Consider the following 12,172-nt stretch of genomic DNA (forward strand, 5'->3'; position numbering starts at 1 on the left):
CGGATCTTCCGCAGATCTCGGTGCAGCCCCAACCGCATGACGTCAATCGCCAAGGCCGTCCTCACCCTGGAGCGGCAACGCTGAAGAAGCTCAATCAACGATCAGATGATCCTCAAGAAGCGCCCTAGACGAGGGGCAGGCCGCCGCCGAGGTGCACGCCGAAACTGCGGTGGCGGAGAGCAGGACGGGCAGGGTTCGCCGCAGCCGGGATTATGCCGCCTGGGGCGGGGCTCGCCCGCAACACCGTGTTCAGTTCGGCGAGCAGGACGCGGTGACGCCGGAAGGCAATCAGGAGGCGGGAGTTTTAGTCAACATCGTTGCAGTTGACACTGGCGCCTTGGTCGCTGCCATCTGAGTAGTCCCAGCCCACTACGGCATAGCACTCTGCTATGTGGCTGCCCGTCCAGTAGTAGAAATGAGTGCTGGCGTTGAAATACTCGCCGTCGGGCTGCTCGACCGAAACTGATCCGGCATCCCAGTACAGCGCACCGCGAGGAAGGTTGCGGTTGCTAATGCCCGGACTGCCGTCCGGAAAATGCTCGATTTCGATATCATTATCGGTGTATGGGTCAGTGGATGTGACCTCGCTCGATGCGTGTGAGGTATCGAAGTGAAGCTCCGCGTAGGCGGTCTTGTTGCACTGATCGAAGCCCTGGTAGAACACGCCGATGTGTTGACCGTCGGCCACCAGACTTTTGATCTGACCCACCGTGCGAAGGCAGGATGCGGCGCTTGCGGATTCGGCCGTAAGCAGAGGCAGCGAGCCTCCGGCGAGGGCCGTAATCGCGGTGACGGCGAGGAGGCCTGATGTTTTCCGGAGCCTGATCACGATCTCTGTTACCTCCTAGAGGGCGACAGGTCTGGCGGTAGTTCGCAGAGAAGCGCGGGTCCTGGGTGCGTCCGGTGCGTCAGCCAAGACGTTGTCCGGAGAGCGCCCACCCGTGAAGACGCTAAGCACAGGGGTCCTTCGACCGTCCTAGATTCGTCCTAGTGCGTGGTCAGCCGGGTGCATCATCGACTTCTGGCAGCCAGTGAGCACGGCAGCTTGCGCGCCGCCGTACGCCTCGGGCGCCACGAGGCAGACACATCGGTGCCGGTGACCGACGACCCGGAAGTGGCCCGCATCTGGTACGAGTCGCTGCGGGCACAGAGGGTGGGGCCACCGTGGCTAGGTCATTTCCTTCGGATCATCTGATCGTTGGTTGATGTGTGTCGTTGACTGATGCGCAGTGGGCGCGGATCGAGCCGTTACTGCCGGACCGGAGACCGAGACGCAGAGGGCGGTGGCGTGATCACCGGCAGGTGATCGACGCGATCGCCTGGAAGTTCCAGACCGGGTCACAGTGGGTGCATCTCCCCGCGGAGTACGGTTCGTGGAAGGGCGTCTATACGCGGCTGAGGAACTGGGCCATCGACGGCACCTGGGATCGAGTTTTCACCGCCCTACTGGCCCAGGCCGATGCTGACGGCGAGTTGGACTGGGTCGTCGCGGTGGACTCCCCGGTCGTGCGCGTGCACCAGCATGGTGCCGGGGCCCGGAAAAAGGGGGCCTCGGCTGACGAGCGGGCCGACCACGCGATCGGACGGTCGCGTGGTGGGCTGACCACGAAGGTCCATCTCGCCGCTGACATCCGCTGCCGCCCTCTGTGCTTCGTGCTCACGCCCGGCCAGGCAGCCAGCAGCTCTGTCAACGCCAGCAGGTCCTGCGACCGAATCTCCGCCAGTGATCCGTAAGAGAGCTCCTAGAGCCGGACGCGGTCATGGCCGGGGCGCGGGGGAGGACGGGAGCGAGAACGCATGGCGTCCCGAGCCCACGCCGAAGGGCGCCCGGCCGTCGGGGAGGCGCACCTCGGCGCGGGTGTTCGGCGGGACCACGGCCGTGACGGTGAGGGTGCCCACCCTCGGTCCGCCAGCCGGCCTCCGCCCTGCCGTACGGCGTCTCGTGCGCGGCGGGGGCCCGGGTGAGACCGGCGCCGGGCACGGGCGCGACCCGGATGTGCCGCCAGCCGGGGGAGGCAGCGGCGAGCCCGGCGACCGTGCGGTGCAGCCAGTCGGCGACGGCGCCGAGCCGTTGGCGCTGGGTCGGCGGCAGCACGCAGCGGATCGCCAGCGCGTACGCCGTCTGCGTGTCGCAGGACAGCCGTCGGCCGGGCGGGACGAACTCCTCGGCGAACGCCGCCCGCGTGCGCGCCGCCAGCCTCCGGTACCCGCTCGCGTCCCGCTCCTCGCCCAGGATGTCGGCGATCCGCGCGAACACGTCGGCCGACCGTACGAGGTAGGCGTTGGCGACCAGGTCCCCGTCGGTCCTGGCCGGGCCGGGATCTTCCGCGGGCGCGGCCGGGTCGAGCCAGTCGCCGACCTGGACGTCCTGCCGCCACAGACCGCCCCCCTGCTCGGCCAGGGCGGCGGTCGCGCCCACCCAGGCCGTCATGCCCGCGCCCCGGCCGAGCTGCCGCGCTCACACAACGACGGGGCGGCGGCGGGCGGATGACCGGGGGGCGGGGACGCCGAGCAGGTGGGCGGGCGGTGGGGAATCGGGTCCTCCTCGGCCGGCTCTGGCGCACGAGCCTGCCCGTCGGGGCGGCTCGCAGGGGTGCGCGCTCCATGGTGACGGGAACACCTGCCCGCGGGCGGTGCGGAACGGGAAGCGGCGGCGGCCGGGTCCGGCAAGGGCGCTCGCCGCCGACCGGCGCCGTCGCGCCGCGCTCGCGGATTCGCACGCCGGACGCGGTCAGGGGACACCGACCTGGAAAACGTGCGCGAGCCGCGGTGCGGAACGTAGTCTCGAACACGTGAGTCGGCTGACGGGTGTTGAGCAAGAAGAGTGCGTGCGGTGCGCGGAGCTGGAGGCCCGGTTCAGGGATCCGTCGACCGTCAACCCCGGTGCGTATCTTTACGGTTGGGCCACCCACCAGCTCGACGACCACGACGCCGAGCCGGAACCCCTGCCCGACTGCCCCGAATGCGGCAAGTACGCGGCGGGACCCGGCACCGTCCACGCGCGGGTGTGGCAGCGCTGGGCGCAGACGCACTACATGCAGTGCGCGCTCGCCCCGTACTGGAAGCCGTAGCGGAAGTCCGGCGGAAACCGTTCGCACCGCCACTGAGCTGGGAAAACAGTGTGCTGGGAGTCGGCCGCTGCGGGCTCCGGAACGGTCTCGAATGGCGCAATATGGACATATCCGATGTCATGGTACTAAGCGTGTGTCTCTCGTGACGCACAGCGACCGCCGGGGAAGTCTCACCCCTGGTAGTTCGGCAAAGGAATACGCACCATGTCATCTGATCCCAGCTCATCCCCCGACGAGCGATCCCCCATAGCCACGCGCGACGAGCCCAGGCACACCCTGCTCCGCACCGCGGCGACCACCCGCCCGCTGGCCGAAGTGGCCAGTCTGGTCAACCTCCTCAAGCAGAACGGCGAGTCGCCGAGTCCGGCCGACGAGGCACTACGGCTGGCCGCCGTGTCCCGACCGGTCGACGAGGTACGGCAGTTGGTCGTCCTGCTCAACGAACCGCCGCACGCGGACGGCGAGGCCGGTACGACCCTGCGCGCGGCGGCGATGGGCCGTCCCATCGAGGACGTCGCCCACCTGGTCACCATCTTCGGCCCGGAGAGCGACGGCTCGCCGATCCGCGGCCCGGAGCCGACCGGCCCCGACACGTCAGGGCACGCCTGGCCGGAACAGCGACCCGAGGGGGAGGGGCGGGGCACCGACGAGCCGCCCGCCACGGGCGGCGGCGCGGGCCGCCTCGCCGGGCGCCGCCCCGGCTCGGGCCCCGCGCGGACCCGCCGCGCGGCGCCCGCCCTGGCCTCCGTCCTGCGCTGGCCCGCCGCCGTCGCGCTCCTCGCGGTCGCCGCGATCCACCTGCCCACCGACATCGCGGGCCTGCGCGCCGGCGACCTCGCGGCGGGTGTGTCCCTGGCCATCACCGTCCTCTGCCTGGTCCTGGCGGTCATGCTGACCGTGCAGGACACGGTCTGGACGTGGGCGGCCAGCGCGACCGCGGCCGTGGGCACGCTGGTGCTGCACTCGCTCGCCGCCGGCTTCGGGCCCGTGCACCTGCTCAGGGACAGCCTCGGCCGCTCCTTCGCCGGGTCCACCACAACGGTGCTGGCCTGCGCCGCGGTGGCGGCGGCCCTGGCGGGCTCCGCGCTGCTCCGCAGGCACAAGCCCGCGGTCGCCGCGACCGACGCCTGACGGCCCACAGGCGGTGCCAGCGGGCTGACGCTGACGGCCCACAGGCGGTGCCAGCGGGCTGACGCCCGGCCGGTGCCGCCACGAATGGCGGTGGTCATTCGCCCGTCGGCGTGCGTGCAGCCGCCACGTGTGCCAAGGTAGAAGAGGTCCCGCAGCCACCCCCCCCGGCTGCGGGACCTTCGCTTGTCCGTTCCGCGGGTCCCGCGACGCGACACCACGGCCCTCGGACGCGCCCTGTGCGGACGCACGTCCTCCGCATACGGTACGAACCGACACACCCCCTGCCCCGGCCCCCGCGCCGGGGCATCGTGCTGCCGCCCGGGCCCCCGCCAGGCCCCGACACGCGCCCCCGCCGCGCCCCGTCCGCCCCTTCCCGCCCGTCCCTCCCGTGCCGCCTGGACGATTCGGGCGTTGCCGAGGCACGACAGGGCGTACGGTCACTGGTGCGCCGAGCGGGGCGGCGGCGACAATCTGCTGACCAGGCGATCGACGTGCACAGCGCACGACGGGCCACACCAACGCGCACCGCCGGACGCACGACCGGGCGCACCGCGAGGAGCAGCCGTGATATCCGAGCCGGAACTGACGGGCGGACTCGACGAGCCCACGCCCGCGGACATGGTCTCCGACGGGGACCCCGCCCCCCGACCGGCCGCCTTCGGCCCGGGCGGCAGGCGCCTGTGGGCGGTCGGCCTCGGCGGCGCCCTCGTCGCGTCCGCCGCGTGGGCGGGCGGCCTGTACGCGTACGGCCCGCGGCACAGCGGCGCACCGGACATGCACGGCTACGTCCTGCACGGCAGCCCGTGCGCGGGACTCACCCTCAAGCCGCTCACCGACGCGCTCAAGGCCACCGACACCCAGACCGTCTCACCCGCAGTGGTCCACCTCGGCCCCGCGCTCGACCAGATCCGCTGCACGATCGAGACCACGTCACCGATCCCGCTGCGCGGCGGCACGGCGCGTTACGAGGTGGTCGTCGGCGTCGACCTGCACAAGGCGACCGACCCCGCCGCCGAATTCGAGGACCAGCGCGATCTCGACACCGCCGACCTCATCCCCGTCACGACCACCGAATCCGTCCCCGACCTCGGGGACAAGGCGTACTTCCTCACCATCAACGCGGGGTCGCAGCAGCTCAAAGTCCTCGACGGCGGCGCGGTGTTCACCCTCACCCTCAACGGCTACAACTACCTCGCCACCAGCGTGGACGGGCAGCAGGGCGACAGCACCTCCGAGACCGACCTGCGGGCGTACCAGCCCGCGCTGATCGCCACGGTGCGCAACGTGATGAAGGGGCAGAAGTAGCGGACACGGCGGCGGTGACGTCCCGGACGGACATGACAGTCGGGGCGGAGGCGGCGGCCACGCCGACCCGGGCCCTCGCCCCTATCGGGTGTCCTTGAGAGCCCCGCCGCCGGAGTACCCGCCGGGTCGCGGTCGCGTTGGGTAGTTTTGTGGCACGTCCTTCACAGCGGTCCAGGCCGGACCGCCTCCGGGCCGGCGACCGCCGTCCGGCGGCCCGGCCGCGCCGCCCACGATGCGGAGCAGCGCGATGACCACACCACGAGACCTGATCGTCGTCGCCATGGACGTGCCGCCCGACCTCCTCGTGGACCGCGGCGACCTCTCCCTCGCCCTGGCCGGGGCCGAGCTGATCGACCTCATCGCGGCGAAGGAGCTGACGCTGCGCGGCGACCGCGTGGTGCCCGTACCCCGGCCGGAAGGCGAGCGGCGCACCGCGGACCGGCTGCTGGGGGAGGCGCTGACGGCGTACGAGACGGCGACGCGCTCCGCGGAGGCCGCCGACCGCGACCCGGGCAGGGCGACGGACAAGGCGACGGAAAGAGCGGCGGGCGAGGCGGCGGACAGGCCGACGGGGAAGCGGGCGGAACCGGCCGCGGAGAGCGGCGCGGACGACAATCCGGGGGAGCGCGTCGAGGACTGGCTGTGGCGCCGGGGCCGGGACCTGCCGACCGCGTACATCGCCGCGCTCGAAGAGGACGGCACGCTGGTCCCCGAGCGGCACCGGCGCTGGGGCCTGCTCCCCACCAGCCGACGCGTCCTCGCCGACACGCCGGGTCGGCGCCGGGCGGCCCAGCACTGGGCGTCGGACGCGCCGGTCCTCAGGGCGCTCGCCACCCTCATCGGGGTCAAGGGCGACGAGCCGCCGCCGGACGAGGTCCCCACGGGCAGCCCGTCGCGGGTGGTGCTGCGCGCACTCCGGCACGCCGTCGAGGAGTTGGCCGAGGAGCGCCGTCTGCGCACCACCCGGCTCGATCGCGCCAACGCCACCTACCGCAGCCGCGGTTACTGACGGTCTGACGGTCGGTCACCCGCTCCCGATCAATCACGATTCGGGGGAGTGGACGGCCTGTTACGGGGTAGGCGACTCTTGCCCCGTGACACGGGGTGAGCAATTTTCCACGAGAGGCTGTGACGATGTCGGCCCACCCTGCCGCGCTGCGTGAACTGGTCGAGCGGTACGAGCACTTGAATTCCCAGAGCCCCGAGGTCCGCTCCGAGCCGCGGATCCGCGACCTCCTGCGTGACACCGCCTACACACTGTGCGTGGCGACCGGCACCGGCGAGATCGGCGCCGCGCTGGCCGCCGCCCGCGCCCTGCTCGCCGAAGCCGGGGACACCGAGGCGCTGGACGACGAGGCCGGAGACGCGACCACCGCCCTCGAAGCGGCGGCTTAGGGCCCCTCCCGAACCCCACGTCACCTCCAGAACCTCACGTCACCTCCCGCGCCCACGGGCGGCGGTACGCGGACCGGCACATATCAGCTCCAAACCCGTTGTGAACCGGCCCGACGGGGCACACTCACCGCATGGCTGATCTTGACGACGACCCGGTGATGGTCTGCGCCGAATGCGGGCGCACCAGCGACTGGAACCCCACGACCTTCTGCTCGTGGGCGTGCTTCGACACCGAGCCGCGGCCGGGCGCACCCGAGGCGATGGCGTACTTCACCGGCGCGGCCCCCGAGGACCCGGCCGACAGCGAGGAGTGAAGGGCCGCTTACGCGCTGCGCCCCTCGCGTCCCGGCGTGCCGACAAGTCGGTTTCAGGCCGCTGCCCGCGCGTCCCGGCGTGCCGACAAGGCGGTCCCAGCCCGCCGCCAGCCCGCCCCGCCATGCCGTCCTGCCCGCCGCGATACGAGCCCGGCCCGCCCCTGGCGTGACGCTCGCGGTCACCCCCCGACGCGACGGCCGCACCCGCCCCCCTGTCCGATCCCTTGACGCGCGGGAGAGCGCTCTCATATGTTCCCCACGCACCGTATGAATGAAACGATTCACTCGCGTCTGCCGTTGAGTCACCCCCCACCTCGCACGGAGGCCGGAGCCATGTCCTTCCCCCATCCGCCGGGGCGACGATCGCCCTTATCCGCTTCCCGCCGCTTCAGGGTCGCGCTGTTCCTCGCGACCCTGTGCGCCGCCGTCGGCCTGTCGACCACGCCGCCCGCGTCCGCCGATGCCCGCACCTCCGAAGCCCGTACCGCCGCGGCCCCCGCGGTTCCGGCCGCCGCCCCCACCGGGCTCGCCGGCCGGTCGGCGGGCGACGCGTACATCTACGCCCCGCACAGCAGGACGCTCGCCCCGGTCGCGGTCAAGGGCACGTCCGGGTCCGTCACCTCACCGGGGAACGTGCTGTCGGGCGCCTCGACCCGCATCTCCGGGACGAACGCGTATCTGGTCCTCGACTTCGGCAAGGAGGTCGGCGGGCTGGTGACGCTGAGATTCGCCGGGGCGAGCGGCAGCGGGCAGCGGGTCGGCCTGGCCTTCAGCGAGTCGTCGCTGTACGTCGGCCCGGTCAGCGACTTGAGCAGCGGCACCGTGTACTCCGGTTCCGGCACCGACGGCGCGCTGACCGCGACCGTCGACGGCGCGGGCACGTACACCATGCCGACCGACAAACTGCGCGGCGGCTTCCGCTACTTGACGGTCTTCATGGGGACGTCCGGCTGGGTGGACCTCAACGGGGTCTCGCTGGCGTTCACCGGCGCGGCCGGGATGAGCGACCCCGCCGCGTACACCAACTACTTCTATTCGAGCGACCCGCTGCTGAACAAGATCTGGTACGCCGGGGCCTACACCGTCCAGATGGACACGATCGCGCCCGACACCGGCCGCGCCTATCCGCCACCCGCCTCCGGGTGGGAGAACAACGCCGTGATCGGCACGGGAGCGGGCATCCTCAGCGACGGCGCCAAGCGCGACCGCGCCGTCTGGCCCGGCGACCTCGGTGTGTCGACGCCCACCGAATACGTCTCGACCCATGACATCGCGTCCACCAAGAACGCCCTCAACAGCCTCTACCAGCACCAGAATTCCTCGACCGGTGAGCTGGAGTACGGCGGTCCGGCCGTCAACTTCTACGGCTCCGACACCTATCACACGTGGACGCTCATCGGGTCGGCGTCGTACTACACCTACTCCGCCGACAAGGCGTGGCTGGACTCGGTGTGGAGCCGCTACCGGCTCGGCATGTCCTTCATCACCGCGAAGATCGACGGCAACGGCCTGCTGAACGTCACCGGGACCAACGACTGGGCGCGCGGCGGCCAGGGCGGCGAGAACATCGAGGCCAACGCACTGCTCTACGCGGCCCTCACCAGCGGCTCGACGCTCGCGACCGTCGAGGGGGACACGGCGGACGCCACCGCCTGGCGTCAGCGCGCGGCCACCGTGAAGTCCGCCGTCAACCAGCGTCTCTGGAACGGCGCGGTCGGCCTCTACCGCGACAACCCGACCAGCACGCTCTATCCGCAGGACGGCAACTCGCTCGCGGTCTGGTACGGGCTGACCGACAGCGCGGACAAGGACACCGCCATCGCGCATGCGCTCGCCGCCCGGTGGAACGACCACGGCGCGGCCAGCCCCGAGAAGGACGGCGGCGCCATCGGCACCTTCCCCGGATCGATGGAGGTCCAGGCCCACTTCGCGGCCGACGACGACATCAACGCGCTGGCCCTGATCCGCCGCGAGTGGGGCTACATGCTGGGCAGCCCCACGGGCACGGGAAGTACGTTCTGGGAGGGGTTCCGCTCCGACGGGTCCTTCGACTACGGCGGCACGTACATGAGCCTGGCGCACGGCTGGGGGACCGGACCGACCTCCGCCCTCACCTTCTACCTGCTGGGCCTGTCCCCGACCGGCACCGCTGCCTACGACTTCGTGCCGCACCCCGGCGACCTCGCCCACACCGAGGGCACCATCACCATGCCGCAGGGCACGGTGACCGGCTCCTGGGACCGGGACACGGCCGCGGGCACCCTCACCGAGTCGCTGACGAGCCCGGCGGGGACCACCGGCCGGATCGGCGTACCCACCAACGGCTCCGCCGACGCCACCGTCACCGTCAACGGCGCCACCGTGTGGAGCGGCGGCGCCTTCCACCCGGGCGCGGGCATCAACGGCGGGTCGAGCGACGGCCGTTACGTCTACCTCACCGGCGTCCCCGCCGGGACGTACGCGGTGTCCGCCACCGGCCTCGGCGCCCCCGTGCCCTTCGCCACCTCGGTCGCGGGCACGACGCTGCCGACCGGCTACACCCTGTGCGCCGTCGAGGGCGGCACCTGCACCCCGTCCGGCAGCCAGGTCATGGCCTACGGCGCGGGCGCGTACGCCTACCGGTCCGTCAGCGGCGCGACGCTCTGCGCGGCCTCCGCCTTCGGCGGCGCCGACCCGGCCTACGGCGTACTGAAGTCCTGCTATCTCGCCCCGTCCGGCGGCCCCGCGGGCTACACCTCGTGCGCGGCGGAGAAGGGGACCTGCGCGGTCAGCGGCACCCGGGAGGTCGCCTACGGCGCGAACGGCGCCTTCCGCTTCCAGGTGGTCACCGGCAGCGTCGCCTGCACCAACCACGCCTTCGGCACCGACCCGTTGTACAACACGGCCAAGAGCTGCTGGGCCGCCCCGAACGGGCCGCCCGCGGGCAACTGGACGCAGTGCGCGGCCGAGAAGTCCGTCTGCGCGGCCACCGGATCGCAACCCGTCGCGTACGGCGCCGCGGGCGCGTTCTGGACCGGCCGCTCCAACGGCCCGACGACCTGCGGCAACGACACGATGGGGGTCGACCCGGTCTTCGGCGTGGCCAAGAGCTGCTCCACGTACGCGGGCGCCCCGCCCGGCTTTCCGGCGACCTGCTCGGCGGAGAACGGCAGTTGCGCCTTCACCGGCCGCAGGACCGTGGCGTACGGGGCGGCGGGCGACTACCTCTACGCGACGTTCACCGGGGGCACGCCCTGCACCACCGCGGCCTTCGGTGGCGGTGACCCGATCCCGAACGTCGCCAAATCCTGCTACCTGACGTCGTAGGGCGGACCCAAGCGGCGGACCGCGCAGGGGAGTTGCGAAACCACGCAAGTGGAATCCATGCATCCTGCGCGGTCATTTCTCGACCACGTCTTCCCCAAGGCGAACTGACGAAGGCAAAGCGGAGGTAGAGACTTCGCCCGGTCCCTGTATTGACGTGACCGCGTCATCCATAGTGGCGGTTCGGTGCCTCAGTCACCCCATCTGGCACCGCAGGCACCACTGCATCCGCAGGCCCCCAGGTAACCCACCACAGGAGGCAGTTCGTTGCGCATCACCCTGAATCCGGCGATACGTCGCGCCGGTCTACCCCTCACAGCGGTCGCCGCTCTGGCCGCTTCCGCGCTGGCCCTCACCCCGTCCGCCGTCGCGCAGACGCCGGCCGCCGCGCAGCCCGTCCACACCGCGCGGGCCTGTGCCACGCCCGCCAAGGCGGGCGACATGGCCTGTAAGGCGCTGCGCGTCACCAGCGGCACCGTGCACGCCGCGCGGACCACCACGGTCTCGCCGGACGCGGCCACCGCCGCCACGCCGTCCGGCTACGGTCCCACCGACCTGCGCGCCGCCTACGGCCTCACCTCGGCGGCGTCCACCAACGGCAGCGGCGAGACGGTCGCGATCGTCGACGCGTACGACGACCCCAACGCCGCCAGTGACCTGGCCGCCTACCGGTCGTACTACGGTCTGCCCGCCTGCACGGTGGCCAGCGGCTGCTTCAAGAAGGTGAGCCAGACCGGCTCCACCACGTCCCTGCCCAGCGCCGACTCGGGCTGGGCCGAGGAGATCTCCCTCGACCTGGACATGGCCAGCGCCATCTGCCCGAAGTGCAACATCCTCCTGGTCGAGGCCAGTTCCGCCTCCATGGCCAACCTCGGCAAGTCGGTCAACGAGGCCGTCGCCCTGGGCGCGAAGTTCGTCTCGAACAGCTACGGCGGTTCCGAGTCGTCCTCCGACACCAGCTACGACTCCTCGTACTTCAACCACCCCGGTGTCGCGATCACCGTCAGCGCCGGTGACTCCGGCTACGGCGCCGAGTACCCCGCGGCCTCGAAGTACGTGACCGCGGTCGGCGGCACCAACCTCAAGAAGTCGTCCACGACCCGCGGTTGGACGGAGACGGTCTGGTCCGGCTCCGGGTCCGGCTGCTCGGCCTACGACGCCAAGCAGTCCTGGCAGAAGGACACCGGCTGCTCCAAGCGGACCATCGCCGATGTCTCGGCGGTCGCCGACCCGGCCACCGGTGTCGCGGTCTACGACTCCTACGGCGTCACGGCCGGCTGGTACACCTTCGGCGGCACCAGCGTCTCCTCGCCGATCATCGCCTCGGTCTACGCGCTGGCGGGCAACCCGTCCTCCGGCTCGTACCCGACGTCCTTCCCGTACGCCCACACCACGGCGCTCAACGACGTGACCAGCGGTTCCAACGGAAGCTGCTCCGGCAGCTACCTGTGCACCGGCAAGGCCGGTTACGACGGTCCGACCGGTCTCGGCACCCCGGCCGGGACGACGGCCTTCGCGGGCTGACCTCCCGTTCCTCGCGGGCGGGGGGGGGCCCCCCCCGGGGCCCCCCCCCCCCGGGGGGGGGGCCGCCCCCCCCCCCCCCCCGCGGGCGGGCCCCGGGGCCCCCCCCCCGCCGCCCCCGCCCACGCCCCC

At 71.9% G+C, this 12,172-nt stretch carries 11 protein-coding genes and 1 pseudogene; 10 read left to right on the forward strand and 2 right to left on the reverse strand.

The window, feature by feature from the left end:
• Nucleotides 1-84 (forward strand): annotated as a pseudogene (locus ACIOC1_RS35400) (IS5/IS1182 family transposase); the annotation flags it as partial.
• Nucleotides 85-304: 220 nt separating this feature from the next.
• Here the strand turns inward: ACIOC1_RS35400 and ACIOC1_RS35405 are convergent.
• Nucleotides 305-829: a hypothetical protein gene (locus ACIOC1_RS35405; protein ID WP_401858721.1), complete on the reverse strand. Its 525-nt coding sequence runs from the start codon at nt 827-829 to the stop codon at nt 305-307.
• Between the two features lie 380 nt (nt 830-1,209).
• Here ACIOC1_RS35405 and ACIOC1_RS35410 point away from each other — a divergent pair, with 380 nt between their 5' ends.
• Entirely contained in the window at nt 1,210-1,734 is a 525-nt protein-coding gene (locus ACIOC1_RS35410) for an IS5 family transposase (RefSeq protein WP_401858724.1), read from the forward strand.
• On the opposite strand, the gene ACIOC1_RS35415 is transcribed toward ACIOC1_RS35410, so the two are convergent.
• Nucleotides 1,688-2,431, reverse strand: a complete 744-nt coding sequence (locus ACIOC1_RS35415) for an alpha-L-rhamnosidase C-terminal domain-containing protein (RefSeq protein WP_401858727.1) — start codon at nt 2,429-2,431, stop codon at nt 1,688-1,690. The two genes, ACIOC1_RS35410 and ACIOC1_RS35415, sit on opposite strands and share 47 nt — an antisense overlap.
• Before the next feature lie 361 nt (nt 2,432-2,792).
• On the opposite strand from ACIOC1_RS35415, the gene ACIOC1_RS35420 reads away from it, so the two are divergent.
• The 8 genes from ACIOC1_RS35420 to ACIOC1_RS35455 all read left to right on the forward strand — a co-directional run bounded on the left by ACIOC1_RS35420 (nt 2,793) and on the right by ACIOC1_RS35455 (nt 12,043).
• The gene (locus ACIOC1_RS35420) at nt 2,793-3,071 is read left to right on the forward strand and encodes a hypothetical protein (RefSeq protein ID WP_391049924.1); all 279 of its coding nucleotides are present in this window, start codon (nt 2,793-2,795) and stop codon (nt 3,069-3,071) included.
• 204 nt (nt 3,072-3,275) lie between these two features.
• Nucleotides 3,276-4,202: a hypothetical protein gene (locus ACIOC1_RS35425; protein WP_401858730.1), complete on the forward strand. Its 927-nt coding sequence runs from the start codon at nt 3,276-3,278 to the stop codon at nt 4,200-4,202.
• Nucleotides 4,203-4,766: 564 nt separating this feature from the next.
• Nucleotides 4,767-5,507 (forward strand): hypothetical protein, encoded by a 741-nt coding sequence (locus ACIOC1_RS35430; RefSeq protein ID WP_391161812.1) that lies wholly within the window; start codon nt 4,767-4,769, stop codon nt 5,505-5,507.
• 247 nt (nt 5,508-5,754) lie between these two features.
• Nucleotides 5,755-6,516, forward strand: coding sequence for a GPP34 family phosphoprotein (locus ACIOC1_RS35435; RefSeq protein WP_355349102.1), 762 nt, complete (start codon nt 5,755-5,757; stop codon nt 6,514-6,516).
• 125 nt (nt 6,517-6,641) lie between these two features.
• A complete protein-coding gene (locus ACIOC1_RS35440) occupies nt 6,642-6,902 on the forward strand; it encodes a DUF5133 domain-containing protein (protein WP_355349105.1) in 261 nt (86 codons plus the stop codon).
• Between the two features lie 131 nt (nt 6,903-7,033).
• Nucleotides 7,034-7,216 (forward strand): hypothetical protein, encoded by a 183-nt coding sequence (locus ACIOC1_RS35445; protein WP_355349108.1) that lies wholly within the window; start codon nt 7,034-7,036, stop codon nt 7,214-7,216.
• A gap of 333 nt (nt 7,217-7,549) precedes the next feature.
• Nucleotides 7,550-10,522 carry an MGH1-like glycoside hydrolase domain-containing protein gene (locus tag ACIOC1_RS35450; RefSeq protein ID WP_401858736.1) on the forward strand — a complete coding sequence of 991 codons (2,973 nt, stop codon included), beginning with the start codon at nt 7,550-7,552 and terminating at the stop codon, nt 10,520-10,522.
• A 264-nt stretch (nt 10,523-10,786) separates the two neighbouring features.
• Nucleotides 10,787-12,043, forward strand: a complete 1,257-nt coding sequence (locus tag ACIOC1_RS35455; RefSeq protein WP_391049934.1) for a peptidase S8 — start codon at nt 10,787-10,789, stop codon at nt 12,041-12,043.
• Nucleotides 12,044-12,172: the final 129 nt, after the last annotated feature.

This window comes from Streptomyces sp. NPDC088197 (genome assembly GCF_044741185.1).
In the GTDB taxonomy this organism is placed as follows: Bacteria; Actinomycetota; Actinomycetes; order Streptomycetales; family Streptomycetaceae; genus Actinacidiphila.